This window comes from Blastococcus sp. TF02A-30 (assembly GCF_003319185.1).
In the GTDB taxonomy this organism is placed as follows: Bacteria; Actinomycetota; Actinomycetes; order Mycobacteriales; family Geodermatophilaceae; genus Blastococcus.
The window spans coordinates 99,361-126,159 of the sequence record NZ_QOHJ01000004.1; the positions used below are offsets into that span (position 1 = coordinate 99,361).

26 protein-coding genes are annotated in these 26,799 nt (G+C 73.6%); 4 read left to right on the forward strand and 22 right to left on the reverse strand.

Annotated features, from left to right (window positions below; all coding sequences use genetic code 11):
- Positions 1–3: 3 nt before the first annotated feature.
- The 5 genes from DQ241_RS10105 to DQ241_RS10125 are packed head-to-tail and all read right to left on the reverse strand — an operon-like array spanning position 4 to position 5,751.
- Positions 4–1,482, reverse strand: coding sequence for an HNH endonuclease signature motif containing protein (locus DQ241_RS10105; RefSeq protein WP_113830070.1), 1,479 nt, complete (start codon positions 1,480–1,482; stop codon positions 4–6).
- A gap of 40 nt (positions 1,483–1,522) precedes the next feature.
- Positions 1,523–3,703 carry an intein-containing Rv2578c family radical SAM protein gene (locus tag DQ241_RS10110; RefSeq protein WP_233492352.1) on the reverse strand — a complete coding sequence of 727 codons (2,181 nt, stop codon included), beginning with the start codon at positions 3,701–3,703 and terminating at the stop codon, positions 1,523–1,525.
- Positions 3,704–3,731: 28 nt separating this feature from the next.
- Positions 3,732–4,139, reverse strand: coding sequence for a nitroreductase/quinone reductase family protein (locus tag DQ241_RS10115; protein WP_113830071.1), 408 nt, complete (start codon positions 4,137–4,139; stop codon positions 3,732–3,734).
- Positions 4,140–4,148: 9 nt separating this feature from the next.
- Positions 4,149–4,622, reverse strand: coding sequence for an Lrp/AsnC family transcriptional regulator (locus DQ241_RS10120; protein ID WP_113830072.1), 474 nt, complete (start codon positions 4,620–4,622; stop codon positions 4,149–4,151).
- Positions 4,597–5,751: a Xaa-Pro peptidase family protein gene (locus DQ241_RS10125; protein WP_233492353.1), complete on the reverse strand. Its 1,155-nt coding sequence runs from the start codon at positions 5,749–5,751 to the stop codon at positions 4,597–4,599. Before DQ241_RS10125 ends, DQ241_RS10120 begins: the two co-directional genes overlap by 26 nt.
- Before the next feature lie 76 nt (positions 5,752–5,827).
- Here DQ241_RS10125 and DQ241_RS10130 point away from each other — a divergent pair, with 76 nt between their 5' ends.
- Positions 5,828–6,745, forward strand: coding sequence for a 5'-3' exonuclease H3TH domain-containing protein (locus DQ241_RS10130; RefSeq protein ID WP_113830365.1), 918 nt, complete (start codon positions 5,828–5,830; stop codon positions 6,743–6,745).
- A 4-nt stretch (positions 6,746–6,749) separates the two neighbouring features.
- Here the strand turns inward: DQ241_RS10130 and DQ241_RS10135 are convergent, their stop codons facing one another.
- The 8 genes from DQ241_RS10135 to DQ241_RS10170 all read right to left on the reverse strand — a co-directional run bounded on the left by DQ241_RS10135 (position 6,750) and on the right by DQ241_RS10170 (position 14,639).
- Complete coding sequence (locus DQ241_RS10135) at positions 6,750–7,391, reverse strand: DUF4333 domain-containing protein (RefSeq protein WP_113830074.1); 642 nt, start codon at positions 7,389–7,391, stop codon at positions 6,750–6,752.
- A 17-nt stretch (positions 7,392–7,408) separates the two neighbouring features.
- Positions 7,409–10,246, reverse strand: a complete 2,838-nt coding sequence (locus tag DQ241_RS10140; protein WP_113830366.1) for an RNA helicase — start codon at positions 10,244–10,246, stop codon at positions 7,409–7,411.
- A gap of 10 nt (positions 10,247–10,256) precedes the next feature.
- A complete protein-coding gene (locus DQ241_RS10145) occupies positions 10,257–11,153 on the reverse strand; it encodes a diacylglycerol kinase family protein (protein ID WP_113830075.1) in 897 nt (298 codons plus the stop codon).
- Between the two features lie 2 nt (positions 11,154–11,155).
- Positions 11,156–12,079 (reverse strand): twin-arginine translocase subunit TatC, encoded by a 924-nt coding sequence (gene tatC / locus DQ241_RS10150; protein ID WP_233492354.1) that lies wholly within the window; start codon positions 12,077–12,079, stop codon positions 11,156–11,158.
- 23 nt (positions 12,080–12,102) lie between these two features.
- A complete protein-coding gene (tatA, locus tag DQ241_RS10155) occupies positions 12,103–12,417 on the reverse strand; it encodes a Sec-independent protein translocase subunit TatA (RefSeq protein WP_113830076.1) in 315 nt (104 codons plus the stop codon).
- Positions 12,418–12,483: 66 nt separating this feature from the next.
- The gene (locus DQ241_RS10160) at positions 12,484–12,681 is read right to left on the reverse strand and encodes a hypothetical protein (protein ID WP_113830077.1); all 198 of its coding nucleotides are present in this window, start codon (positions 12,679–12,681) and stop codon (positions 12,484–12,486) included.
- A 9-nt stretch (positions 12,682–12,690) separates the two neighbouring features.
- Entirely contained in the window at positions 12,691–13,665 is a 975-nt protein-coding gene (locus DQ241_RS10165) for a YafY family protein (protein WP_199584339.1), read from the reverse strand.
- Positions 13,662–14,639 carry a YafY family protein gene (locus DQ241_RS10170; protein ID WP_113830078.1) on the reverse strand — a complete coding sequence of 326 codons (978 nt, stop codon included), beginning with the start codon at positions 14,637–14,639 and terminating at the stop codon, positions 13,662–13,664. Before DQ241_RS10170 ends, DQ241_RS10165 begins: the two co-directional genes overlap by 4 nt.
- A 102-nt stretch (positions 14,640–14,741) precedes the next feature.
- On the opposite strand from DQ241_RS10170, the gene DQ241_RS10175 reads away from it, so the two are divergent.
- Positions 14,742–15,848, forward strand: coding sequence for a DUF3866 family protein (locus DQ241_RS10175; protein WP_199584341.1), 1,107 nt, complete (start codon positions 14,742–14,744; stop codon positions 15,846–15,848).
- 67 nt (positions 15,849–15,915) lie between these two features.
- Here DQ241_RS10175 and pafA read toward each other — a convergent pair whose 3' ends face one another.
- The 7 genes from pafA to dop form a co-directional block, all read right to left on the reverse strand.
- Positions 15,916–17,274 (reverse strand): Pup--protein ligase, encoded by a 1,359-nt coding sequence (gene pafA, locus DQ241_RS10180; protein ID WP_113830079.1) that lies wholly within the window; start codon positions 17,272–17,274, stop codon positions 15,916–15,918.
- Positions 17,275–17,329: 55 nt separating this feature from the next.
- Complete coding sequence (locus tag DQ241_RS10185) at positions 17,330–17,677, reverse strand: hypothetical protein (protein WP_113830080.1); 348 nt, start codon at positions 17,675–17,677, stop codon at positions 17,330–17,332.
- A gap of 23 nt (positions 17,678–17,700) precedes the next feature.
- A complete protein-coding gene (prcA, locus tag DQ241_RS10190) occupies positions 17,701–18,576 on the reverse strand; it encodes a proteasome subunit alpha (protein ID WP_113830081.1) in 876 nt (291 codons plus the stop codon).
- A 3-nt stretch (positions 18,577–18,579) separates the two neighbouring features.
- A complete protein-coding gene (prcB, locus tag DQ241_RS10195) occupies positions 18,580–19,383 on the reverse strand; it encodes a proteasome subunit beta (RefSeq protein ID WP_233492355.1) in 804 nt (267 codons plus the stop codon).
- 50 nt (positions 19,384–19,433) lie between these two features.
- Positions 19,434–20,180 (reverse strand): endonuclease VII domain-containing protein, encoded by a 747-nt coding sequence (locus tag DQ241_RS10200; protein ID WP_113830082.1) that lies wholly within the window; start codon positions 20,178–20,180, stop codon positions 19,434–19,436.
- A 26-nt stretch (positions 20,181–20,206) separates the two neighbouring features.
- Positions 20,207–20,416, reverse strand: coding sequence for a ubiquitin-like protein Pup (locus DQ241_RS10205; protein ID WP_113830083.1), 210 nt, complete (start codon positions 20,414–20,416; stop codon positions 20,207–20,209).
- Positions 20,417–20,525: 109 nt separating this feature from the next.
- Positions 20,526–22,028: a depupylase/deamidase Dop gene (gene dop / locus DQ241_RS10210; protein WP_113830084.1), complete on the reverse strand. Its 1,503-nt coding sequence runs from the start codon at positions 22,026–22,028 to the stop codon at positions 20,526–20,528.
- A gap of 50 nt (positions 22,029–22,078) precedes the next feature.
- On the opposite strand from dop, the gene DQ241_RS10215 reads away from it, so the two are divergent.
- Positions 22,079–22,921, forward strand: coding sequence for a hypothetical protein (locus DQ241_RS10215; RefSeq protein ID WP_113830085.1), 843 nt, complete (start codon positions 22,079–22,081; stop codon positions 22,919–22,921).
- A 48-nt stretch (positions 22,922–22,969) separates the two neighbouring features.
- Here the strand turns inward: DQ241_RS10215 and arc are convergent, their stop codons facing one another.
- A complete protein-coding gene (arc, locus tag DQ241_RS10220) occupies positions 22,970–24,751 on the reverse strand; it encodes a proteasome ATPase (RefSeq protein WP_199584358.1) in 1,782 nt (593 codons plus the stop codon).
- A 139-nt stretch (positions 24,752–24,890) separates the two neighbouring features.
- Complete coding sequence (locus tag DQ241_RS10225; protein WP_370444376.1) at positions 24,891–25,775, reverse strand: tRNA (adenine-N1)-methyltransferase; 885 nt, start codon at positions 25,773–25,775, stop codon at positions 24,891–24,893.
- A gap of 101 nt (positions 25,776–25,876) precedes the next feature.
- On the opposite strand from DQ241_RS10225, the gene DQ241_RS10230 reads away from it, so the two are divergent.
- Positions 25,877–26,791, forward strand: coding sequence for a PD-(D/E)XK nuclease family protein (locus DQ241_RS10230; protein ID WP_113830086.1), 915 nt, complete (start codon positions 25,877–25,879; stop codon positions 26,789–26,791).
- Positions 26,792–26,799: the final 8 nt, after the last annotated feature.

Below are 26,799 nucleotides of genomic sequence, written 5' to 3' on the forward strand. Positions count from 1 at the left end.
GGCTCAGAACGGCGGCGGGGCGTCCGGCGGCGGGGGCGCGAGGACGGCTCGTTGCTCGTGCGGGTCGCGCAGGCCCGGCGGGTGGGTGCTCCTCGTGATCCCGCCCGGGGTGGTCACCTCCAGCACACCGTTCGGTAGCAGGACGAACCGCCATCCGGGCGCGAGGGTCTTCAGCCGGTGGTGGTGCCGGCACAGGCAGCAGAGGTTGTGGCACGCCGTGACCCCGCCCTCGCCGTGGGGCACCACGTGGTCGAGGTCGGCGCGGGCGACGGGCTGGCCGCAGTTCGGCTGCCGGCAGGTGCGGTCCCGGGCCTCGGTGAAGCGGCGCTGCCCCGCGCCCGGCCGGTAGCGGTCGACCGGGGGCGGCGGGCCCATCACCGGGCAACCGCACTCACCCGCGTGGGCGGGGCACTCGGAGCGGGCGAGCCGCCGCAGCTCGGAGGTGGTGGTCGACGCGAGCAGTGTTCCGTCGTCATCGAGGAGGCAGAGCCGCAGCGAGCCGCCGGGCGGCGCCTCCAGTCCGCCGGTGCCCAGGGCTCCCAGCTGGCGCAGCACCTCGCGCACGTGCTCGGCCGTGATCGGCTGCCGCCCCACCTCGGCCGCCTCGCAGCCGGCGCCCGTCAACGAGGGCAGCGGCACCAGCACGTCGAGGTGCGCGGTGACCGGAGGGCGGCTGGTGTCCCACGGTCGGAGGCACAGGTCGGCGAAGACCAGGGTGCGCAGCAGGCCGATGGGGCGTCGGTCGCCGTCGTCGCGGAGCATCCAGGCCAGCTGGTCGATCGTCGTCCAGCACGCCGCCGCCACCGGCGACGAGAGGTCGACGACCAGGCGGCTCATGCCGTCGCCCACCGCCTGAACGGTCACGTCCGCGGCGCGCTCGGCGTCCTCGCGCCTGCGCTCGGCCGCGTCCGGATCCTCCTCGAGCACCTCGCGGGTGAGTACCCGGCGCAGCCCCCCGAGGGACAGTGTGGCGGCACGGGCCACCACGCGGGCCGACACCGCCTCCGCGACGCCTGCGGCCGTGCTGCCCAGCACGTCGACGAACACGCGAGCCCGTGGCCAGTCGAGGATCCCGTCCGCCAGTGACGTCCACACCTCCGGCAGCCGCCGGGTCAGGACGTAGGACTCCGCGGCGAGCCGGCCGGCGGACCGGCTCGAGCTGTTGACGATCACCGCCAGCTCGTCGACGAAGAACTCGCTGGTGCCGGGGATCGGCCCGTCGGAGAACCCGTCGGGCGCCGATCCGGGCCGGGGGTCGCAGGCTGCGGGGGCCGAGCTGTGCTCGGCCAGCTCCATGACCAGGTGCGCCTCGTAGGCGGCGAGAGCGCCCTTCAGCGCCTGGACCCGTTCGAGCTCGACGGACGTGTCGCCGCGGGAACGGGTACCCATCGGGACCGCCTCGGCGAGACGGGCAGGAGCGGCTCGGGACTCGTCGGGAGGCAGCTCCCGCACCGTCAGGTCGACACCCCAGCCTTCGAACACGTGAGCGAATCTACCGGCTGGGTCTGACAGAAACCGCTGCTCAGAGCAGCGAGAGCTGATCGGGTTCCGACGTCGTCCCGGGTGTCGAGGGTGCCTCGCGCTCCTCCTTCGGCGGGACGCCGGGCAGTCCGCCGGTCGGCAGGCTGCCCGTGGGGAAGCCTGCCTCCTCGTCCCCCGGCACACCGGTCGCCGCCGACCCGTCGGCCTGGCGCGCGGTGCCGCCGGACTGCCGGTCCAGCCCGTGCCGCGCCAGGACCGGCGCGACCTGCCGGGCGAGCCAGGTCCGGTACTCGCCGGACACGTAGGCGCGGCGGGCGTACATCCGCTCGTAGCGCGGGACCAGCTCCGGGTGGGCGCTCCGGAGCCACGCCATGAACCACTCGCGCGCACCCGGGCGGAGGTGCAGCGGGATGACGGTGACGCCGGTGGCACCCGCGGCGGCGATCGCACCGATCGCGGCGTCCAGGCTCTCCTCGTCGTCGGTCAGGCCGGGCAGCACCGGTGCGAGGAAGACCCCGTACGGCAGGCCGGCGTCGGCGAGCGCGCGCACCAGGTCGAGCCGGGCGCGGGGCGTCGGCACGCCGGGCTCAAGGGCGGCGTGGAGCTCGTCGTCCCAGATCGCCATGGAGACCCCGAGCCCGAGCGGTACCTCCTGCGCGGCCTCGGCGAGCAGCGGGACGTCGCGGCGCAGCAGCGTGCCCTTGGTGAGGATGGAGAACGGGGTGCCCGAATCCGCCAGCGCCCGGATGACGCCGGGCATGAGCTTGTACCGGCCCTCGGCGCGCTGGTACGGGTCCGTGTTGGTGCCCAGCGCGACGTGCTCTCGCTGCCACGACGGCCGGGCCAGCTCCTTCCGGAGCACCTCGACGAGGTTGGTCTTCACGACGACCTGCGTGTCGAAATCGCGGCCCGAGTCGAACTCGAGCCATTCGTGCGTCTTGCGAGCGAAGCAGTTGTGGCTGACGACGCCGTTGGCGATGAAGTCGCCGGTGCCTGTGGTGATGTCGAACATCGGCATCTCGAGATTCAGCGGCTCGATGCGACGCACGCGGAGGTCGGCATCGCTCTTCACCGCGACGCCGTCGAGGGCGCACTTCCTCCGGATAGCGGGATCCGTCAGGTGCAGGAAGCGCACGTGCTCGCGCAGGCCGCCTCGTAAGCGGACGGTGCGCACTCGGTTCGCCAGACCCCGGTCCTCGAGGACGGCGTCGAAGCCGAAGGAAGCGAATGCTGCTTGCGTACGCCCCAGCATCTCGTCGTCCGCGTTGCTGATCCGGAGCACCCCCTGGCTCCGGCTGCCCTCGGCGTCGAAGATGCCGGCCAGGAATCCCCGCTTCCAGGCGTCGGTGGGTTCCGTCGGCCAATCGACCAGCTCCCTGATGCGCGCCACCGAAGCCGCGGCGGACGTACGGATCGCCGTCATGGCCCGCCGCTTCTCCGTCGCCGGTGCGAAGGTGAACTCATCGGTGCGGACGCCTTCCCTCGCGAGGTAGTCCTGCGTGCGCACCAGCGCCTCGGGGTCCGCAAGGGCCAGCCGGAAACGGTGGACGTCGCCGTGGGCTCGGCCGGCGCGCAGGTACCGGTACACCTTCAGGTTGGCGTCGCCGCGCACCATGCCCGTCAGGTATCCGCGGCGGTATTCAGCACAGGCGGTGGAAGGCGCCGCCGAACGCCCGAACCCGAGCAGCTTGTCGTTCGTCGTGAGGTGAGGGCGCTGCTCGGCACCACTCATCGCGCCTGTGACGTGCTTCCAGCCGCGGCCGGTGAGGAAGCGGTGGTCACCGCTGGCGACGAGCTCGGTTCCGTCCGCGAGGGTGACCCGGTGAGCCGGCTTCACCGTGGACCAGTGCGCCAGCACCTCGGTCGTGACGTAGTGCCGATAGGTACCGCGTCGCTCGGTCCCGACGATCTGATCGCCCACCCGGAGGTCCGCGATCGGCTTCTGGCGACCATCTGCCATCAGGATCAACGTGTCCCCGGAGAGGCAGTACACACACGAATGGCTGCATCCGCGATAAGGGTTGATCGTCCAGGGGAACGGCATGGCCGATTCGCCGGGCACGTGGTTGAGCGCGGAGCGGGACCGCACCTCGTGGAAGGTCAGCCCCGGGAACTCCGGCACCTGCACGCTGCGCAGCAGCCCGCGGATGCTCGGCATGCCCGGCAGCGTCGAGGGGTCCTCGAGGTCCAGCCGTTGCGCGTCCCACCGCATGACCTCCATCCGAACACGTGTTCGAACGGATGTCCAGTCAGCCGACGACGTCGGCGCGCACCATCGTGACCCCCTGAGGCCCGACCGCCCGCCGAGCCGCGGGAACGGCCGCCAGGTAGACCGTGAGCCCCGCGGCTCCCTCGTCCCCGGTCGAGGGCAGCGCCACCGCGGTCGCGCGCACGTGCTCCCCCGCGAGCCAGAGCTCGACGGGCGCCGGCGAGCGCAGGTTGCGCCACCAGGTCTTGTGCTCGGCGTCGCCGACCAGCACCCACACCGAAGCGCCGTCGCGGGCGTACTGGCAGACCAGCTCGTGCGGCTGCCCGGTCCGGGCACCGGTGTATCGCAGCACCGCGAGGCCCCGGCCCAGGCGTCGTCCCAGCCGGGTGCGCAGCACCCGCCGCAGGAGGGGGTTGGCGACCCGGTTGGTCAGCAGGTGTCCGGCCACGGGGGCAGGCTAGAGCGGCGGGCGGTCCTCGTAGAACGAGGAGAGCACGACCGTCGTGCGCGTCGTCACGTTCGCCGCGGCCCGGATGTCCTGCAGCAGGTGCTCGAGCGCGTCGGGCGAGGCCACCCGCACCTTGAGGATGTAGCTCTCCACGCCCGCGACGGAGTGGCACTCCTCGATCGCCGACAGGTGGGCCAGCCGCGCCGGGGCGTCGTCGGGCTGGGCGACGTCGATCGGCGTGATGGAGACGAACGCGGTGAGCGGCAACCCCAGCTGCTTGGCGTCCAGGGTCGCCCGGTACCCGGTGATCAGCCCGCGCTGCTCCAGCCGGCGCACCCGCTGGTGGACCGCGGACACCGAGAGCCCGACCTTCTCCGCCAGCTCCGTGAAGCTGGCCCGCCCGTCCCGCGCCAGCGCGGCCAGCAGCGCCCGGTCGACGTCGACCGCGGCCGCGGGCTCAGCCGGGGAGTTCGACGAGCTCACGGGGACCGACGTTCAGGGGGCGGACGCCGTCCTCGGTGCAGACGACGATGTCCTCGATGCGGGCGCCGCAGCGCCCGGCCAGGTAGATGCCGGGCTCGATGGAGAAGGCCATGCCGGGCACGAGCGGGATGCCGTTGCCCTCGACGATGTAGGGCGCCTCGTGCGAGTCCAGGCCGATGCCGTGGCCGGTGCGGTGGATGAAGTGCTCGCCCCAGCCGGCGTCGGCGATCACCCGGCGGGCCGCGGCGTCGATCTGCTCCGCGGGGACCCCGGGCCGCACGGCCGCGGTGGCCGCCTGCTGCGCGGCGTGCAGGACGCCGTACCACTCGGCGACCTCGGCCGACGCGGAGCCGCCGACGACGTAGGTGCGGGTGCAGTCGGAGCGGTAGCCGGTCGCCGTCTCGCCACCGATGTCGATGACGACGACGTCGCCCGCGGCCACGACCCGGTCGGAGAGCTCGTGGTGCGGGCTGGCGCCGTTCGGGCCCGACCCGACGATCGTGAAGTCGACACCGACGTGGCCCTCCTCGATGATCGCCGCGGCGATCATCGCCCCGACCTCCGCCTCGGTCCGCCCGACGGTCAGGAACTCCGCCATCCGGGCGTGCACCCGGTCGATCGCGGCTCCGGCCGCCGCGAGCTCCTCGATCTCCGCGGCGGACTTGACCATGCGCAGCCGGTCGACCACGGGGGCGGCCAGCTCGAGCGCGGAGCCGGGCAGCGCCCGCTGCACCCCCAGCGCGTGCTCGGCCCAGGTCCGGTTGCCGACGGCGACCCGGGTGGGCGCGGCACCGATGCGGGCGGTGGCCGTGGCGGCGAGCAGCGCGAACGGGTCGTCGGTCTCGTCCCAGGCCAGCACCTCCAGGCCCAGGGCGCCGGCAGGGCTGGCGTCCACCATCGGCGCCTCCAGCCGCGGGACGACCAGGAACGGCTCACCCCGGCGTGGCACCGCCAGCGCGGTCAGCCGCTCCATCGCGTGCGCGTCGTACCCGGTGAGGTAGCGCAGGTCCGACCCCGGCGTCAGCACGAGCAGATCGGCGCCGGTGTCCGCGGCGATGTCCCGCGCGGCGTGCACCCGGTCGATCGTCACGAGCGGTGCGGTTCCGGCCGCTCCAGTCACGGTTCCCACCAGCGCAGACTAGCCACGGGGACGGTCATCGCCGTCATCCGTTGCCGGACCGCTACCGTCCGGCCCCGTGACGACCATGCTGCTCGACGCCGCGTCGCTGTACTTCCGCGCCTTCTACGGGGTCCCCACCAGCATCACCGGTCCGCACGGCCGTCCGGTGAACGCGGTGCGCGGGTTCCTCGACATGACCGCCCGGCTGCTCACCGCGCACGGTCCCGACCGCCTGGTCGCCTGCTGGGACGACGACTGGCGCCCGGCGTTCCGGGTGGCGGCCCTCCCCTCGTACAAGGCCCACCGGGTGGCTCCCGAGGGCGGCGAGGAGGTCCCCGACGAGCTGAGCCCGCAGGTGCCCGTGCTGGTGGACGTCCTGGCCGCGGCCGGCCTCGCCCGCGTGGGCGCGCCCGGGTACGAGGCCGACGACGTCATCGGCACCCTGGCCACCCGCGCCCGCGGCCCGGTCGACGTCGTCACCGGTGACCGCGACCTCTTCCAGCTGGTCGACGACGAGCGCGGCGTGCGGGTCCTCTACACCGCGCGCGGCATCGCCGACATCGAGCTGGTCGACGAGGCGGCGGTGGCGGCCAAGTACGGCATCCCGGGCCGGGCGTACGCCGACTTCGCGGTGCTGCGCGGCGACCCGAGCGACGGGTTGCCGGGCGTGGCCGGGGTCGGGGCCAAGACCGCCGCCGCGCTGATCAACGAGTACGGCGACCTCGCCGGGATCCGGGCCGCCGTGACGCGCACCGTCGTCCCGCAGGCGCCGCTCACGGCGGCCGTGCTGAAGAAGCTGCACGCGGCGGCGGACTACCTCGACCGGGCGCCGGTGGTCGTGGCCGTGGCCCGTGGCATCGACCTGCCCGCCGTGGAGGGCGAGCTGCCGCGGGTGCCGGCCGACGCCACCGCGCTGGCCGAGCTCGCCGCCGCCCACGGCCTGGAGTCCTCGCTCCGCCGGCTGGGCGCCGCGCTGGGCTGGCCCGAGGACGTCCTCGACTGAGCCGTCAGGCGACGTCCCAGTCGTAGGCGGCGTCCTCCTCGTCGACGATCCGGATGACGAAGGTCAGCTCCTCGCCGTCCTCGGTCACCCCGTCGCACTCGTACTCGGCCAGCGGGCGCACGCGCATCCGCTCCTCGCAGCGGAGCTCGACCGAGACCTCCTCGCGCTCCTCGAACTGGGCGGCCACGTCGCGCTCGACGGCCGCGGTGTCCAGGACCCGCGGCCGCAGCGTCCCGCCGGTGTAGACGGCGACCGCCAGGAGCACCGCGAGCAGGAGCAGGCCGCCGAGCAGCCGACCCCGCGACCGCCGCCGCGGCGCCGCCGGGGGCGGCCCGTACGGCGGTCCGCCGTAGGGCTGCTGGCCGTACCCGGGCGGGGGCCCGTATCCCGGCGGGGGCCCGTATCCCGGCGGGGGCCCGTATCCCGGCGGCGGTCCGTATCCCGGCGGCGGTCCGTATCCCGGCGGCGGTCCGTACCCGGGCTGCTGGCCGTACGCCTGCTGCGACTGCGGGGGCCCGTAGTACGGCCGGCCCTGCGGCGGCCAGGACGGCGGCGGGCCGTAGGGCTGCTGCGGGGGCTGGGGGCCGTGCCGAGCCGGCCGCTCGGCGTCCTCGCCGTCCGGGCCCGGCCGCCACGGGTCGCTCATCGGGTTCCCTCCACTGCTCAGCCCCCCACGGCCACGGCGACCACGCCCCGGCGGACCCGGGTGACCGCGGCCCGGGCGACCGACGCCACCGGATCCTCGGCCACCTTGGCCACCTGGTCCAGCAAATCGATGAGCTGGCGGGTCCAGCGCACGAAGTCACCGCCGGAGAGCTCGGTGCCCGCCTGCTCGGCACCGGCCAGCACGCGGTCCAGGCTCTGCCCGTCGGCCCACCGGTAGGCGGCCCAGGCGAACCCGAGGTCGACGTCGCGGGTGGCGGGCACGCCGTGGAAGGCCTCGACGTCCTGCAGCCGGGCGCGGATCCGGCGCATCTCGCCGACCGCCGCCGAGACCTTGCCGGCCGGGATCGCGGGCAGGCCGGGCAGGTCACGCCGTGCCTCGTAGACCAGCGTCGAGGCGACGGCGGCCAGCTCGGCGGCGTTCAGCCCACGCCAGACCCCGCCGCGCAGGCACTCGGCGACCAGCAGGTCCGACTCCGACCAGATGCGGGCCAGCCGGCGGCCGTCGTCGGTGACCACCGGGGCGTCGTCCATGGGGACCACGACGTCGGTGTCGGCCGGCACCAGGGGCACGGGCTCGGGCACCAGGTAGCCGAGCTCCTCGAGGACGTCGCAGGTGGCGTCGAACTGCCGGGTCAGCGAGCCGGTGCGCTCGGCCATCTTCTTGTGCAGCTCCTCGGCCTCCCGGACGGCCCGGTACCAGCGCTCGGCCACCCGCACGAGGTCCTCCCGGTCGGGCAGCTGGTGCACCGGGTGCCGGCGCAGCGCCGCGCGGAGGTCGGCGAGCACCGGGTCGTCCGCCGCGGCGGAGCGGCCCTTCGTGATCCGGCGGGCACCGAGGTCGTTCTCCACGCGGGCGTTGCGCAGCGTCGAGGCGAGGTCGCGGCGGGCGTGCGGGCTGCGGTGGTTGAAGTTCTTCGGCACCCGCACCCGCGCCAGCGCGGTGACCGGCGTCGGGAAGTCGACCGACCCCAGCCGCCCGGCCCAGCGGTCCTCGGTCAGCACCAGCGGCCGCGGGTCGGCCAGGTCGGTCATGCCCGGGTCGAGGACGACGGCCAGCCCCTGGCGGCGGCCCGAGGGCACCCGGATGACGTCGCCGGGACGCAGCGCCGCCAGCGCCTCGCCCGCCTCCATGCGCCGCTTGGCCTGGGAGTCGCGGTTGAGCTCCTTCTCCCGGTCGGAGATCTCCCGCCGCAGCTGCGCGTAGGCGGCGACGTCGCCCCGGTCGCTGTGCATCTCGGCGGCGAGCCGCTGCGCGTCCTGCTCGTGGCGCGCCGCGGCGCGGGCCAGGCCCACGACCGAGCGGTCGGCCTGGAACTGGGCGAAGGACGACGCGAGCAGCTCGCGCGCCCGGGCCCGGCCGAACGAGCTGACCAGGTTGACCGCCATGTTGTAGCTGGGCCGGAAGCTCGACCGCAGCGGGTAGGTGCGGGTGCTGGCCAGGCCGGCGACGACGCTGGGGTCCATGCCCGGGGCCCAGACGACGACGGCGTGCCCCTCGACGTCGATGCCGCGGCGGCCGGCCCGCCCGGTGAGCTGGGTGTACTCCCCCGGCGTCACGTCGACGTGCGCCTCGCCGTTCCACTTCACCAGCCGCTCGAGGACGACGGTGCGCGCCGGCATGTTGATGCCCAGGGCGAGGGTCTCGGTGGCGAACACCGCCTTGACCAGCCCGCGGACGAAGCACTCCTCGACGGTCTCCTTGAAGGCCGGCACGAGCCCCGCGTGGTGCGCGGCGAGCCCGGCGAGCAGCCCCTCGCGCCACTCCCAGAAGCCGAGGACGTGCAGGTCCTCCTCCGGCAGCGAGCCGGTGCGCTCGTCGATGATCGCGGCGATCTCCGCCCGCTCGGCTTCGTCGGTCAGCCGCAGGCCGCTCATCAGGCACTGGTGGACGGCGGCGTCGCAGCCGTTGCGGCTGAACACGAACGTGATCGCCGGCAGCAGGCCCGCCTTGTCCAGCCGCTCGATGACGTCGGACCGGGCCGGCGGGCGGTAGCGGGGGCGGAACCCGGAGTCGCGGCGGCGGTCCCCGCCCCAGCCCTCGATCCGCCGCTCGTGCTCGCGGACGTAGCGGACCAGCTCCGGGTCGACCACCGAGGCGCCGCGCTCGCGGGCGGTCAGCTGCCGGGGTGCGTCGCCCTGCGCATCGGAGTGCGCGGCCGGCCGCAGGGAGAACAGGTCGAACACCCGGTTGCCGACGAGCATGTGCTGCCACAGCGGGATCGGCCGCACCTCGCTGACCACGACCTTGGTGTCCCCGCGCACGGTGACCAGCCAGTCGGCGAACTCCTCGGCGTTGCTCACCGTGGCCGACAACGAGACCAGCGTGACCGACGGCGGGAGGTGGATGATCACCTCCTCCCACACGGCGCCGCGGAAGCGGTCGGCGAGGTAGTGCACCTCGTCCATGACCACGTAGCCGAGCCCGGCCAGGGCGGGCGACTCCGCGTAGAGCATGTTCCGGAGGACCTCGGTGGTCATCACGACCACCGGGGCGTCGCCGTTCACCGCGTTGTCGCCGGTGAGGAGGCCGACCTTCTCGGGCCCGTAGCGCTCGACGAGGTCGTTGAACTTCTGGTTCGAGAGCGCCTTGATCGGGGTCGTGTAGAAGGCCTTCCGGCCTTCGGCGAGCGCCTTGTGCACCGCGAACTCGCCGACGACGGTCTTCCCGGCGCCGGTGGGCGCGCACACCAGCACGCCGGACCCCTCGTCGAGCGCCTCGCACGCCTCGACCTGGAACGGGTCGAGGGAGAAGCCCAGCTCGGCGGTGAAGTCCGCGAGGGCGGGATGGGCGGTCCGGCGCCGGGCAGCGGCGTACCGCTCAGCGGGGCTGGACATGCCTCCCACGTTAGGCGGCTCCGGCCCGGTCGGCTCCCGCAACCCGCAGCGCGCCGGGCACGCACTCGATCGCGACCGGCAGCGGGGCGACCGGCTCGCCGTCGGCGTAGGTGGTGACGCCGGTGCAGGCCAGCTCGACCCGCGCCGCGCGCACGACCTCCACCGAGGGGTGCCGCACGTGCGTGCCGTCGGCCAGCCGCGGCTTGGTCCGGATCAGCTCCAGCCGGCTCGTGGCCCCCACGACCGTGACGTCGAAGAGCCCGTCGGCGGGGTCGGCGCCCGGGCAGATCCGCAGCCCGCCGCCGTACCAGGCGGTGTTGCCGACGGCGATCATCGTGGCCGGCAGCGTGCGCGTCACGCCGTCGACGGTGAGGGTCACGTCGTAGGGGCGCAGCCGCGCCAGCTCGAGGAGGACGGCGACGTCGTAGCGGCGGCGGCCCCGCGGCCAGCGCAGCCGGTTGGCGCGGTCGGTGACGGCCGAGTCGAAGCCGCAGCAGAGCACGGTGGCCCACCACCGCTCCCCCACCCGGCCGGCGTCGACGGTGCGGGACCGGCCCGAGACGAGGTCCTCCCCCACCGCGCGGACCGCGGCGAGGGGGTCCGCCGGCACGCCGAGGGCCAGGGCGAGGTCGTTGCCCGTCCCGGTCGGCACCACGCCCAGCGGCGTCGTCGTCCCGGCGACCGCCTGCAGCGCGGCGTGCGCCGCGCCGTCGCCACCGACGGCGACGACCGCGGCGGCGCCGCCGGCGACCGCGTCGGTGGCCAGGCGCTCCGCCTCGGCCCCGGTGGTGGCCGGCAGCACCCGCGGCGCCAGGCCGGCCGCCCGCAGCCCGTCGAGCACCGCGCCGCCGAGCTCCCGAGCGCGGCCGCGGCCGGCGGCGGCGCTGAGCAGGACGGCGACGTCCACGCTCAGCCGCGGGGGGACGGCGAGGAGCCGAGCGGGTCCTCCAGCGGCGCGGGCTCCTCGATCCGGGACGGCGTCGCGTCCAGCGGGGACGCCTCGTCGTCGGAGAGGTCGGCGAGCCCCGCGGCGGCCTCCCGCCGGGCGCGGCGGCGGTCCACGAAGCGGGCGATCTGGATGGCGATCTCGAACAGCACGATCATCGGACCGGCCATGAGCAGCATCGTGAACGGGTCCTGCGTCGGCGTGACGAACGCGGCGAACACGATGGTGAGGAAGAAGATCCAGCGCCGGCTCTTGCGCAGCACGTCGTAGCTGAGGACGCCGACCAGGTTCAGGGCGACGGCCAGCAGCGGCACCTCGAAGCTCACCCCGAACGCGATGAGCAGGGAGAGCATGAAGCCGATGTAGTCGGGAGCGGTGAGCGCGATGATCGTGCCGTCGCCGGCCAGCGACAGCAGCAGCTCCAGGCCCTTGGCCAGCGACACGTAGGCGAGCACCGCGCCGCCGGCGAACAGCAGCGAGGAGACGGCGACGAACCCGACGCCGTAGCGCTTCTCGTTGCGCTTGAGCCCGGGGGTGATGAACGCCCAGAGCTGGTACAGCCAGAAGGGCGACGAGAGCACCGCCCCGGCCAGGAAGGACACCTTCAGCCGGATGAAGACGCCGCCGAACACGTCGGTGATCAGCAGGCCGCACTCCGTGCCGCCGTCGCCGTAGCGCAGCTCGGGGTCGAGGTTGCAGTACGGGGCGCGGATGAACTCGCCGAGCCCGTGCTCGTACCACCAGAAGGCGACGGCGGTGGCGACCAGCAGCGCCAGCAGCGCCTTGCCGATGCGGTTGCGCAGCTCGGTGAGGTGGGCGACCAGGCTCATGGTCGCCGACGGGTCGCGCGGCGTGCGCCGTCGCCGCTTCCCCGTCGCCTCGCTCACCGTCGTCCCGCCGTGCGCAGGGGTCAGCGGGGGCCGTCGGCCGTGCGCGAGCGCTCGGCCTGGGCGCGCAGCTCCGCGGCCCGCAGCTCGGCGGCGCGGGCCTCCGCCTCGAGCTCGGCGGCCGGGTCAGCCGGGGCGACGATCTCGCCGCGGACCGGGGTGGTCCGCGCCGGGTCCTTCGACCGCACGTCGTCGTCCTTCATGCCCTTCATCTCGCCCTTGAAGATGCGCAGCGAACGGCCCAGTGATCGGGAGGCGTCCGGCAGCTTCTTGTAGCCGAAGAGCAGCAGGATCGCCAGGATGATCAGGATGAGCTCGGGGGCACCGAGTCCGAGCATGACGGTCCTCCAGAGGTGGGTGGCTGGGGGCGATGCTACGCCGGGGAGCTGTCCGCCCCCCGGCGTTCAGCTGCCTGCGGCCTGCCGTTCAGCGGCGCGTTGCGCCGTCCGCTGCGCCTCCTCCAGGACCGGCCGGAGGTCGCGGTCGACGGCCTCGACCTCGCGGCGCAGCCGGGCGGCCGCGCCGAGCACGCCGTAGACCACTCCGCCCAGGACGAGGACGGCGAGGACTCCGACGGCGATCCAGACGACGAGGAGCAGCACGGTCCGACCCTAGCCCGACGGTGCGACGCCGTAGCGGGCCAGCGCGGCCCGGGCGTCGGCGGCCACCTCGGCGGTGAGCTCGCGGGGCTCGTCCACCAGGGCCTCGCCGCCCAGGGACGCCACCAGCCGGCGGGCCCAGGCCAGGTCGGCGGTGCGCACCGTGACCGCCAGGCCGCCGGCCGGGTCCTCGACCGGGCGGACCGAGTCGACCGGGTAGTAGTCGGCCACCCAGCGAGCCCGGCGGGAGAGCCGCAGCCGGACCGCGGGCGATCCGGGCTCGGCCTGGTAGATGCCGTTCTCCACGTCGCGCTCGTGGGCCTGCGGCGGCGGGGCGGCCGGCTCGTCGAGGACGGCGACGTCGTCGACCCGGTCGAGGCGGAACAGCCGGACCCCCTCGGACCTGCGGCACCACGCCTCGAGGTACCAGCGGCCCTCGACAAGCAGCAGCCGCATGGGGTCGACGGTCCGCTCGGTGCGCTCGTCCCGGGTGGGCACGTAGTAGTGCAGGTGCAGCGCCCGCTTGCGCTCCAGGCCCTCGCGGACGACGGCCAGCGTCTCCTCCCGGGCGTCGACGCTCACGGCCACGGGCGCGGTCTCGGCGCTGTGCCCGGCGGCGGCCGACACCTTGGCCAGCGCGCGGCTGACGGCGTCCCGCTCGGCGAGCCCCGGCAGCTCCAGCAGGGTGCGCAGGGCGACGACGAGCGCCACCGCCTCGTCGGTGGTCAGCCGCAGCGGCCGCACCATGCCGGCGGTGAACGTGACCCGCACCCGGTCGCCCTCGAAGGAGAGGTCGATCAGGTCGCCCGGACCGTAGCCGGGCAGGCCGCACATCCACAGCAGTTCCAGGTCGCTGCGCAGCTGCCGCTCGGTGACCCCGAAGTCGCGGGCGACCTCGGCCACGGCCACGCCCTCGGGGCGGGCGGTCAGGTACGGGACCAGGGCCAGCAGCCGGGTCATCCGGTCGGTGGTGCCGGTGCTCGTCACGAGGGCTCCCCCATCGCGGCCAGCCGGGTGAGGCGGCCGATGACGGCGTCGCGCATCTCGGCCGGCGCCTCCACCAGCACGTCGGGGCCGAAGGAGGCCAGCCGGTCGGCCAGCCCCCAGGGTTCGGTGGTGCGCAGCTCCAGGCGGTCGTCCCCGTCGTCGGACGGGCCGAGCGGGGTCGCCTGGCGGCGCAGCCCGTTGGCCGTGCCGGGCCGGGCGCGGACGACGACCACGTGCTCCTCCCCGCCGACCTGGCCGGCGACCATCGCGCCGAGGTCGACGTCCGGCGGCGGCTCGAACGCGCCCGCCGGCCCGGTGGCCTTCGGGGTGCCGACGACGCGGGACAGCCGGAAGACGCGCGGCTGCTGCCGGTCGAGATCCAGCCCGCCCAGGTACCAGCGGCCGTGCCACGCGATGACGCCCCAGGGCTGCACGTGCCGGCGGCGCGGCTCCTCCTCGTCGGGACGGCGGTAGTCGAACTCGAGCACGCGCCGGTCGCGGGCGGCGGCGTAGGCGGGCTCGAAGGCGGGCTCGCCGGCGTCCAGCCGCGGCTGCAGCGGGATGCCGCGGCTCGCGTCGACGTCGACGCCGGCGGCCTTCAGCTTGACCAGTGCGCTGTGCGCGGCGCCGGCCAGCTGGGCCGATTCCCACAGCCGCAGGGCCAGGCCGACGGCGGCGGCCTCCTCGCCGGTGAGCGTGATCTCGGGCAGCTCGTAGTCGGCCCGGGCGATGCGGTAGCCGTCCTCGGTGTCGAAGGCGCTGGTGCGTCCGGTCTCCAGCGGGACGCCCATCTCGCGCAGCTCGGCCTTGTCCCGCTCGAACATCCGCTTGAAGGCCTCGTCGGCGCGGTCGGTGCCGTCGTCGGGCTCGTAGCCGGGCACGGTCGCGCGGATGCGGGCCGCCGTCACGTACTGCCGGGTGCTGAGCAGCGCGATGACCAGGTTGACCAGCCGCTCCGCCCGCTTCGCCGCCATGGCGGACAGGCTAGATCAAGGACCCCCTGCCCCCCTCCGCGCGCACGCTCGCGCGGGACCCTGCAGCGGGCCGACCACCGGCCGGCGACATAGGCTGCCCGCGTGCCGAACTCCTCCCGCATCCGCTGGCGCCGCGGCGAGGTCACGGCCGTCGGCCGGGCGTGGCGGGACGCGCTGGAGCTGACCGTCGCCGTCCCCGACGACGGCGAGGTGCGGGCGCTGGCCTACCCGTCGCTGGTGGGCGTGCCCGAGGTGGGCGACGCGGTGCTGCTCAACACCACGGCCTGGGCGCAGAACCTCGGCACCGGCGGGTACGCGCTCGTCGTCGCCGTCCCCGACCGCCTGCCCGCCGACCCCACCGGGCCCGGCCACCTGGTGAAGGCGCGCTACACGCCGTTGCAGGTGACCGTGCAGGGCGTCGACGAGCAGGAGACCGAGCACCACGCGACGCTGGCCGAGGCCGACTCGCTCGAGGGCATGCCGGTCGTGGTCGCCGACCTGCACTCCGCGCTGCCCGCCGCCCTCATCGGGGTGCTGGCCACCGACCCGGACCTGAAGGTCGCCTACGTGATGACCGACGGCGGCGCGCTGGCCGCCGGGTTCTCGCGGACCCTCGACGGGCTGCGGAAGTCGCTCGCGGGCGTGGTCACGGTGGGCCAGGCGTTCGGCGGCGACCTGGAGGCGGTCACCGTGCACACCGGGCTGCTGGCGGCCAGGCACGTGCTGGGCGCCGACGTCGCCATCGTGGCCCAGGGCCCCGGCAACCTGGGCACCGGGACGCCGTGGGGCTTCTCCGGGGTGGCCGCCGGTGAGGCGTGCAACGCGGTGACGGTGCTCGGCGGGCAGGCCATCGGCGCGCTGCGGATCTCCGACGCCGACCCACGACCGCGGCACCGCGGGGTCTCCCACCACTCGCTGACCGCGTTCGGCCGGGTGGCGCTGGGCGGGGTCACCCTGGTCGCGCCGCGCGGGCTGGGGTCGGAACTGGGCTCGCAGGTCGACGAGGACCTCGCCGGCCAACCGGCGCGCAACCCGGTGGTGTGGGTGGACACCGACGGCCTGGAGGAGGCCCTGGGCCTGTCCCCCGTTCCGCTGCGGACGATGGGCCGCGGCATGCCCGAGGAGCGGGCCTACTTCCTGGCGGCCGCGGCCGCCGGCCGCTACGCGGCGCTGGCCGTCCCGGTGCCGGTGGAGCCGGTCGGCGACTGATCCGCCGAGTGCGACGAACTCGTGGCCATCAGCGGCTCATGGCCACGAGTTCGTCGCACTCGCTCGCTCACGTGCTGGCGATCAGCTTGTCCACGCGGTCGTCGACGGCCTTGAACGGGTCCTTGCACAGCACGGTGCGCTGGGCCTGGTCGTTGAGCTTGAGGTGCACCCAGTCGACGGTGAAGTCGCGCCGCTTCTCCTGGGCCTTGCGGATGAACTCCCCGCGCAGGCGGGCGCGGGTGGTCTGCGGCGGCACGTTCTTCGCCTCGAAGACCCGCGGCTCGTGGGCCACCCGCTCCACCTGACCGGCGCGCTCGAGCAGGTAGTACAGCCCGCGGGTGCGGCTGATGTCGTGGTAGGCGAGGTCCATCTGCGCGACGCGGGGGTGCGACAGCGGGAGGTCGCGGCTGGCGCGGTAGCGCTCGATGAGGCTGTGCTTGATGGCCCAGTCGACCTCGCGGTCGATGAGGCTGAGGTCCTCGGTGTCCACCGCCTTGAGCACCCGGCCCCACAGCTCGAGCATCTGCCGGTGCACCGGGCCGAAGCCCTCGCGATCGGCGAACTCCATCGCGCGGTCGTGGTACTCGCTCTGGATCTCCAGGGCCGACATCTCGCGGCCGTTGGAGAGCCGGACCTTGCGCCGTCCGGTGATGTCGTGGCTGATCTCGCGGATGGCGCGGATCGGGTTCTCCAGCGTCATGTCCCGGATCGGGACGCCGGCCTCGATCATCCGCAGCACGAGGTCGGTCATGGTGACCTTGAGCAGCGTCGTCGTCTCGCTCATGTTCGAGTCGCCGACGATGACGTGCAGCCGGCGGTAGCGCTCGGCGTCGGCGTGCGGCTCGTCGCGGGTGTTGATGATCGGCCGGCTGCGCGTGGTGGCGCTGGAGACGCCCTCCCAGATGTGCTCGGCGCGCTGGCTGACGCAGTAGATGGCCCCGCGCGGCGTCTGCAGCACCTTGCCGGCGCCGACGACGATCTGCCGGCTGACCAGGAACGGGATGAGGACGTCGGCCAGGCGGCTGAACTCGCCGTGCCGGCCGACCAGGTAGTTCTCGTGGCAGCCGTAGCTGTTCCCGGCGGAGTCGGTGTTGTTCTTGAACAGGTAGATGTCGCCGGTGACGCCCTCCTCGGCCAGCCGCTGCTCGGCGTCGACCAGGAGGCCCTCGAGGATCCGCTCGCCGGCCTTGTCGTGCACGACGAGCTCGGTCAGGTCGTCGCACTCGGCGGTGGCGTACTCGGGGTGGCTGCCGACGTCGAGGTAGAGCCGGGAGCCGTTGCGCAGGAAGACGTTGGAGCTGCGGCCCCACGACACCACGCGGCGGAACAGGTAGCGGGCGACCTCGTCCGGGGAGAGCCGGCGCTGCCCGCGGAAGGTGCACGTGACGCCGTACTCGGTCTCGATGCCGAAGATCCGTCGGTCCACGTCCCGAGACTAGGCCCGTGGAGCGACAGCGGCCGGGTGCGCAGCGCCGGTCTCGCTACCGGCGCTCGTCGACGCGCCGGAGGAGCTCGTCGAACGCCTCCTCGACGTCGTCGTGCCCGTTCTGGGCGGCGCGCTGCTTGCCGTGGATCAGCGCGGCGCGGTTGACCGTCCGGAAGTCCCCGTAGGGGAACCGGTGGCGCGCCTTGGTCTCCTCGTTGGCGTCCTCGTCGATCGCGAGGTGCCAGGCGGCGTAGGCGTGCCAGCCGTGCTCCTCCAGCTCGGTGTTGCCGTCGTCGGCGGAGGGCGCGGCGTCCGACCACTCGGTGGTGTCGTCGACCTTCCCGTCGTCGATGAGCTGCCGGGCCTGCTTCACGGCGTCGTGGTTCACGCGGTAGGTGGGCATGCCGCTCCCCTACCCCGGCGGCGTCAGCTGTTCTCGTCCTCCCCGGTGTCCGGGTGGGCCTCGCCGGTGTGCTCGGCGCCGCCGGCGGTGTCCGGCGCGGCCGGGTCGCCGAGGCCGGCCGGCGTGCCGGGGGCCGGGTGCGACGGCGCGTGGTGGGCGGTGCCGTGCTGCGCGCCGTGCGGTGCCTGCTCCCCGAGCAGCGAGCGCAGCGCGGCCCCGGTGATCCGCCGGAACGCGCGCTTGGGCCGGCGCCGGTCCAGAACGGCGACCTCGAGCTGCTCGGCGGTGAGCGTCGTGGGCCCGCCGTTGCCGGAGCCGGCGGTGACCGGGCTGACCGCCGACAGCGCCCGGACGCCGACCTGGAGCGCGTCGGTGAGGCTCATGCCGGGGTGGAAGTTGTCCCGCAGGTGGCCGGTGACCGCCTCGGCCTGGCCGCCCATGACCACGAAGCTGGGCTCGTCGACGACCGAGCCGTCGAAGGTCAGGCGGTAGAGCTGGTCGCTCTCGGGCCGGTCGCCGACCTCGGCGACGCACAGCTCGACCTCGTAGGGCTTCATCTGCTCGGTGAAGATGGCGCCGAGGGTCTGCGCGTAGGCGTTGGCGATGACCCGGCCGGTCACGTCGCGGCGGTTGTAGGAGTAGCCGCGGACGTCGGCCAGGCGGACACCGGCGACGCGCAGGCTCTCGAACTCGCTGTACCGGCCGACGGCGGCGAAGCCGATCCGGTCGTAGATCTCGCCGACCTTGTGCAGGGTGGAGCTGGGGTTCTCGGCGATGAACAGCACGCCGTCGGCGTAGGTCAGGACGGCGACGCTGCGACCGCGGGAGATCCCCTTGCGGGCGTACTCCGAGCGGTCGCGCATGACCTGCTCGGCGGAGGCGTAGTACGGCATGGTCATGGCTCAGGCCTCCCGCGTCATGTTCTGGCGGTCGGCAGCCGCCCGCTCGGTGACGATCGTGTCCGCGACGGCGGCCACCTCGGCGTCGGTGAGCCGAACGGCGCCCTCGGCGTCGACGCGGTAGACGATCGGGTAGAGCCGGCGCACCGGGTCCGGGCCACCGGTGGCGGAGTCGTCGTCGGCGGCGTCGTAGAGCGCCTCGACGACGGTGCGGACGGCGGCGGGGGCGTCCAGGCCCTGGCGCCAGGTCTTCTTGAGGCTGTTCTTGGCGAAGAGGCTGCCGGAGCCGACCGCGGCGTAGCCCCGTTCCTCGTAGTTCCCGCCGGTGACGTCGTAGCTGAAGATCCGGCCGGGGGTCGCGCCGGGCGCGGCGTCGAGGTCGAAGCCGGCGAACAGCGGGACGACGGCGAGGCCCTGCAGGGCGGCGCCGAGGTTGCCGCGGATCATCTGGGCGAGGCGGTTGGCCTTGCCGTCGAGGGACATCGTGAGCCCCTCGATCTTCTCGTAGTGCTCCAGCTCGACCTGGTAGAGCTTCACCATCTCGATGGCGATGCCCGCGGCGCCGGCGATGCCGATGACGCTGTAGGAGTCGGCCGGGTAGACCTTCTCGATGTCGCGGGAGCTGATCAGGTTGCCCATCGTGGCGCGCCGGTCGCCGCCCATGAGGACGCCGCCGTCGTAGGTCGCCGCGACGATCGTGGTGCCGTGCGGGGTGATGTCACCCACCGGCAGCTGCGGGACGGGGCGCCGGCCGGGGAGCAGGTCCGGCGCGGTGGACGCCAGGAAGTCGGTGAACGAGGAACCCACCCGGTCCAGGTACGCGGGCGGGAACCCGCTCCGGCCAGCTGACGACTCGTTCACCCATCCGCCTCTCCCGCCGTCTTCCGTCGGCGTGACCTGCTGGTACGGCCCGTGCTGCGAACGCTGCCCGGGCGTCGGTCCGACCCTACCGGCGCCACGTCCACCCGGATGGCCCGGACCGATGGGAAGCCCGCCGCGTGGAACATCGCTATCAAGCGTTGGCTCATGGCGTGGAAGCGGACGTACTCCGCCGCGGCACGGAGGATCTCCGGGTCGTCGCGGAACTGGCCGAGCCCACCGTTGCAGTTGAAGCACAGCAGGGCGCGGACCGCGCCGGTGCCGTGATCGTGATCGACGTGCACCGCCGGCGCTGACCGGCAGATCGCGCACAGGCCACCCTGCTCGTCGAGCATCGCGTCCGCCTCGGCCCCGGTCATGCCATACCGCCGGCGGAGGTGGTAGGTGCGCTCGCCGCCGACCGCTTCCTTCGAACGGCGGGTCCGCGCGTTGTGGCATGGCTTGCAGTAGCTGTTCAGGCCACTCCGTGCGGCTGCATTTCGACCGAAGGCCTCGAGCGGTAGCACCTCTCCGCAGTCTGGGCACCACTTGTGGCCCTCAGGCACCTGGATGCCGCGTGGAGAGCGACGTCCGGGACCGCCCGTGCGGCGGTCACGGCTGTCCTGATGCCGCCTGCGCGCGTGGTCACGGCAGTAGAAGGCGTAACCGTCCCTGGAATTGCGGTTACGCGTGAACTCGGAGAGTGGACGTTCTTGCCCGCAGTCCCGGCAGAACTTCTCCTCCATGCCGATGGATTACGGAACAAGATCGTTCACTGACCCCCTTTTTGCACGTACGAGCGCACGAACTCCTCGGAATTCTCCTCGAGGACGTCGTCGATCTCGTCGAGAAGAGAGTCGACGTCCTCGGTCAGCTCCTGGCGGCGCTCGGCGGCCTCGGTGTCGACCGAGGCCTCGACCTCGTCGGTCTCCTCGCGCGACCGCGTCGCCTTCTGCTGCCCGCCGGTGTCCCTGGTGGCCATGTCATGCCCTCCCGTCGTGGGAACTGCTGCTGAGCGTGAAAGTACCCGCCGGATGTGACATCCGGGGTCCGCCGGACGGGTGCCGTGGACGAGCTTCCGGACCTGTGGATCAGCCGCCGGTGATGGTGTCGACCAGCTCCTGCGCCGTCGCCGACGCCTCGAACAGCGCACCGACGTGCTCGCGGGTGCCGCGCAGCGGCTCCATGGTCGGGATCCGCACCAGGTTCTCCCGGCCGAGGTCGAAGACCACCGAGTCCCAGGAGGCGGCGGCCACCTGCGCCGGGAAGCGCCGCAGGCACTCGCCGCGGAAGAACGCCCGGGTGTCCGACGGCGGCGAGGTCATCGCCCGCGTCACCTCGTCGTCGGTGAGCAGCCGCTGCATCGAGCCGCGCGCCACCAGGCGGTTGTAGAGGCCCTTCTCCGGCCGGACGTCGGAGTACTGCAGGTCGACCAGCTGCAGCCGCGAGTCCCCCCAGCCCAGCCCGTCCCGCGACCGGTAGCCCTCCAGCAGCCGCAGCTTCGCCGGCCAGTCCAGCCGGTCGGCCAGCCGCATCGGGTCGACCGCCAGGTCCTCCAGGACCTCGGACCACCGCTCCAGCACGTCGGCGGTCTGCTCGTCGGCGCCCTCGCGCTCGACGAACTTCCGCGCCTGCTCCAGGTACACGTGCTGGATGTCCAGCGCGGTCATCGTCCGGCCGTCGCGCAGCCGGACCGTGTGGGTCAGCGACGGGTCGTGACTGATGGCCTGGAGCGCCTCGACCGGCTCCTCGAGCGCGAGGTCGCGCGGGAGGTAGCGGGCCTCGATCATCGCCAGCACGAGCGACGTCGTCCCGACCTTGAGGTAGGTGGACAGCTCGGCGAGGTTGGCGTCGCCGATGATCACGTGCAGCCGGCGGTACTTGTCGGCGTCGGCGTGCGGCTCGTCGCGGGTGTTGATGATCGGACGCTTGAGCGTCGTCTCCAGGCCGACCTCGACCTCGAAGAAGTCGGCGCGCTGGGACAGCTGGAAACCCTGGGTGCGGCTCTCGGTGCCGATGCCCACCCGTCCCGCACCGGCGAAGACCTGGCGGGTGACGAAGAACGGCACGAGCCCGCGGATGATGTCGATGAACGGTGTCCGCCGGTCCATCAGGTAGTTCTCGTGCGAGCCGTACGAGGCACCCTTGCCGTCGGTGTTGTTCTTGTACAGCTGGATCGGCTGGGTCCCCGGCACCCGCGCGGCCCGTCGGGCCGCCTCGGCCATCACCAGCTCCCCCGCCTTGTCCCAGAGGACGACGTCGCGCGGGTTGGTGACCTCGGGCGTCGAGTACTCGGGGTGCGCGTGGTCCACGTACAGCCGGGCACCGTTGGTGAGGATGACGTTGGCCATCCCGGTGTCCTCGTCCAGGTCGTTGTGGTCGAGCGCCTGGGCCGGCGTGAGGTCGAACCCGCGGGCGTCGCGCAGCGGCGACTCCTCCTCGAAGTCCCACCGCGCCCGCCGGGGCGTCGGCGCCTCGGCCACCGCCCAGGCGTTCACCACCTGGCTGGACAGCGTGGTGGGGTTCGCCGTCGGGTGCCCGGGCACCGAGATGCCGTACTCGACCTCGGTGCCCATGACCCGCCGCACGCTCATGCCCCAACCCTAGGCGGCTGCCGCGGAGGCGGCCGGGACAGGATGGCGGCGTGGACGCACCGCCCTTCGGGCTCTTCCTGGACGTGGACGGCCCGGTCTCGAGCCCCGCGACCCGCACCGTGCCGGCGCCGCTGCTGGACGACCTGCTCACCCTGCTGGCGCGCGGGATCCCGGTCGTGCTGAACACCGGCCGGTCGACCGACTTCGTCCTGGCGCAGGTCGTCGCCCCGTTGCGCGACCGCGGCCTGCCGGCCGGTGCCCGCCTGCACGCGGTCTGCGAGAAGGGCGCCACGTGGGTGTCCGCCGGCGACGGCCGGGTGCACGCCGATCCCGAGCTCACGGTCCCCGCGGTCTGCCACGAGCTGCTGGAGACGCTGATCGCCGACTACGGCGACGCGATGTTCGTCGACCGCACCAAGCGGGCCATGGCCACCGTCGAGGCGCGCACCGACGTGCCGCCGGAGGTCTACGGCCGGCGCCAGCGGGAGTTCGACGCCGACCTGCTCGCCGGGCTCACCGCCGCCCGTCTCGGCGTGCGGCTGCGCGACCAGCGATTCCCGGACGCGGACGGGCGGACCCCGTGGCGGATCGACCCGTCGGTCATCGCCACCGACGTCGAGGCCGATGCCTCGGGCAAGGCGCTCGGCGCCCGCCGCGGCCTGGCCCTGCTCGCCGCCGACGGCCCGCTCCCCCGGGCCTGGCACACCGTCGGTGACTCGCGGTCGGACTACGCCATGGCCGACGAGCTGCACGGCCGCGGCGACGACGTCACGCACGTCGACGTCAGCCCGCAGGGCCCGCTGACTGGCACGCCGTACGCGGTCACGGCCGTGCCGGGGCTCGTCTACGAGGCCGCGGGTGCGGCCTACCTCTCCGGGCTGCTGCCCACCTGACGACGGCGGCCCGGCCCGCGCTCGCGCGCGGACCGGGCCGCCGGCCGGTCAGAGGTACTGGCCGGTGTTGGTCGCGGTGTCGATCGCGCGGCCGGACTCGCTGCCCTTGCCGCTGATGAGCGTGCGGATGTAGACGATCCGCTCGCCCTTCTTGCCCGAGATCCGCGCCCAGTCGTCGGGGTTGGTCGTGTTGGGCAGGTCCTCGTTCTCCTTGAACTCGTCCACGCACGCCTGCATCAGGTGGCCGACCCGCAGACCGCCGGTACCGGTCTCCAGGCGCTCCTTGATGGCCATCTTCTTCGCGCGGTCGACGATGTTCTGCAGCATCGCGCCGGAGTTAAAGTCCTTGAAGTAGAGGACCTCCTTGTCACCGTTGGCGTAGGTGACCTCGAGGAAGCGGTTCTCCTCGCTCTCCGTGTACATGCGCTCGACGGTGCGCTGGATCATCCCGGCGATGGTCGCCTCGCGGCTGCCGCCGTGCTCGGCCAGGTCGTCGGGGTGCAGCGGCAGCGACGGCAGCAGGTACTTGCTGAAGATGTCCCGCGCCGCCTCGGCGTCCGGCCGCTCGATCTTGATCTTCACGTCGAGTCGGCCGGGCCGCAGGATCGCCGGGTCGATCATGTCCTCGCGGTTCGAGGCGCCGATGACGATGACGTTCTCCAGGCCCTCCACGCCGTCGATCTCGCTGAGCAGCTGCGGCACGATCGTCGACTCGACGTCGGAGGAGACCCCCGAGCCACGCGTCCGGAAGATCGAGTCCATCTCGTCGAAGAACACGATGACCGGCGTGCCCTCGCTGGCCTTCTCCCGCGCCCGCTGGAAGACCAGGCGGATGTGCCGCTCGGTCTCGCCGACGTACTTGTTGAGCAGCTCGGGGCCCTTGATGTTGAGGAAGTAGGACTTCCCCTGGCCCTCGCCCTTGAGCGCCGACACCTTCTTGGCCAGCGAGTTGGCGACCGCCTTGGCGATCAGCGTCTTCCCGCACCCGGGCGGGCCGTACAGCAGGATGCCCTTCGGCGGGCGCAGCTGGTACTCGCGGAACAGGTCCGCGTGCAGGAACGGCAGCTCCACGGCGTCGCGGATCTGCTCGATCTGCCGCGACAGCCCACCGATGTCGGTGTAGTCGATGTCGGGGACCTCTTCGAGGACGAGCTCCTCGACCTCGCTCTTCGGGATCCGCTCGTACACGTAGCCCGACCGCGACTCCAGCAGCAGCGAGTCACCGGCGCGCAGCGGCTGGTCGGCCAGCGAGTCGGCGAGGTAGACGATCCGCTCCTCGTCGGTGTGCCCGATGACCAGCGCCCGCTGCGTCACGCCGTCGACCGGCTCCAGCAGCTCCTTGAGCATGACGACGTCGCCGGCGCGCTCGAAGCCGCGCGCCTCGACGACGTTCATCGCCTCGTTGAGCATGACCTCCTGGCCGGGGCGCAGCTGGTCACCCTCGACGTTGGGCGAGAGCGTCACCCGCAGCTTGCGGCCGCCGGTGAAGACGTCGACCGTCCCGTCGTCGTGCCGGGACAGGAAGACGCCGTAACCGGACGGCGGCTGCCCGAGCCGGTCGACCTCCTCCTTGAGCGCCACCAGCTGCTCGCGCGCGTCGTGCAGCGTGCCGGCCAGCTTGTCGTTGCGCTCGGACAGGAAGGCCGCGCGGCCCTCCGCCTCGGCGATCCGCTCCTCCAGCACGCGCACCTGGCGCGGGCTGTCGGCCACCTTGCGGCGCAGCAGGCCGATCTCCTCCTCGAGGTAGGAGATCTGGCTGAGCAGGGCGGCGACGTCGCGCTCGCGACGCGCCTTCATCTCGTCGGGACCGTTGCTCGGACCTGGGCCCATCGCGCACCTCCGCACACATCGGGAGAGCCAGGAGCCAAATCTATACACGCGCGCCGACAGTCCGCTCCGGGCTCGCGGGCACCGCGCGCAACGTCCGCGTGAACCACCGTCCCAGCCGCCCCAGGGGCGGCTGGGACCGTCAGTGCTTCTGGGCGCGGCGCTGGCGGATCGGCGCGACGGCGCCCTCGGCGAGCCGCCGGGCGGTCACCAGGAACGCCGTGTGCGCCACCATCCGGTGCTCCGGGCGCACCGCCAGGCCGACGGCGTGCCACGGCCGCAGCAGCGTCTCCCAGGCGTGCGGCTCGGTCCAGACGCCCTGCGCCCGCAGCGCCTCCACGTAGGTGGACAGCTGCGTCGTCGTGGCCACGTAGCCCACGAGGACGCCGCCGGGCCGCAAGGCCGCGGCCACGGTCGGGAGCACGGCCCACGGCTCCAGCATGTCGAGGACGACGCGGTCGACGACCTCCTCGGCCGGGTGCTGGTCGAGGTCGCCCAGCCGGAGCGACCAGTTGGCGGGCACCTCGCCGAAGAAGGCGCCGACGTTGCCGCGGGCGACGTCGGCGAAGTCCTCGCGCCGCTCGTAGCTGGTCAGCGATCCCTCCGAACCGACCGCGCGCAGCAGCGAGCAGCTCAGCGCGCCCGAGCCGGCGCCGGCCTCGAGCACCCGCATGCCGGGACCGATGTCGCCGAAGCCGACGATCTGCGCGGCGTCCTTCGGGTAGATGACCTGCGCCCCGCGCGGCATGGAGAGCACGAAGTCCGCCAGCAGCGGCCGGAACGCCAGGTAGCCGGTGTTGGCGGTCGAGTGGACGACGGAGCCCTCGGGGGCGCCGATCAGGTGGTCGTGCTCGATCGCGCCGCGGTGGGTGTGGAACTGCTTGCCGGGCTCGAGGACGACGGTGTGCATCCGGCCCTTGGGGTCGGTCAGCTGCACCCGGTCGCCGACGACGAAGGCGCCCTCCACCGGCTCGCCGCGGGGCGCGGGCGCCGGCTCGGTGGGCACGTCGACGTCGGGCTGCTCGATCTCCACGGGCGACGAGCGTACGGACGGGGTCGGTGTGACCCGTGTCCCCGGTGCGGCGCGGGCGCTCGGAACTGTCGGACCCCCGGCCTAGCCTCGGGTGCATGACGGCGATCGACGCGCAGCCCGCTCCCCCGGAGGCCACCGCCCCGCGCCGTCCGTCGCTGTCGCCCAGCCGCGCGGCGGACTTCAAGACCTGCCCGCTGCTGTACCGCTTCCGGACCATCGACCGGCTGCCCGAGCGCAAGTCGCTCGCGGCGGTCCGCGGCACCCTCGTGCACAGCGTGCTGGAGAAGCTGTACGACCTGCCGGCCGCCCAGCGGACGCCGGAGAGCGCCCTGGAGCTGGTCGAGCCGGCCTGGGCGGAGCTGCGCGACGAGCCGGGCATCGCCGAGCTGTTCGAGACCTCCCAGGACGACGGCGCCGAGACCGACGCGAACGCCCCCGAGTCGGTGGCCGCCTGGCTCGCCTCGGCCGGGAAGCTGGTCGAGAAGTACTTCACCCTCGAGGACCCGCGGCGCATCGAGCCGCACGGTCGCGAGGAGCTGGTCGAGGTGACGCTGCCCGACGGCCTGCTGCTGCGCGGCTACGTCGACCGGCTGGACGTCGCCCCGAACGGTGCGCTGCGGGTGGTCGACTACAAGACCGGCTCGATGCCCCGCGAGGCGTTCGAGGCCAAGGCGCTGTTCCAGATGAAGTTCTACGCGCTGGTGCTGTGGCGCACCCGCGGCGTGGTCGCCGCCCAGCTCAAGCTGCTGTACCTCGGCGACGGCGACGCGCTCACCTACGCGCCCGACGAGGCCGAGCTGGTGCGCTTCGAGCGCACCCTGCTGGCCATCTGGGCGGCGATCGAGCGGGCCGTCGCCACGCAGGACTTCCGGCCGAGCCCCAGCCGGCTCTGCGGCTGGTGCGACCACCAGGCGTTCTGCCCGTCCTTCGGGGGCACTCCCCCGCCGTTCCCGACCGAGGCCGCCACGGCCGCCGGCTGGCAGACCCTGCCGATCGTCGAGCGCGACTGAGCGCAGCG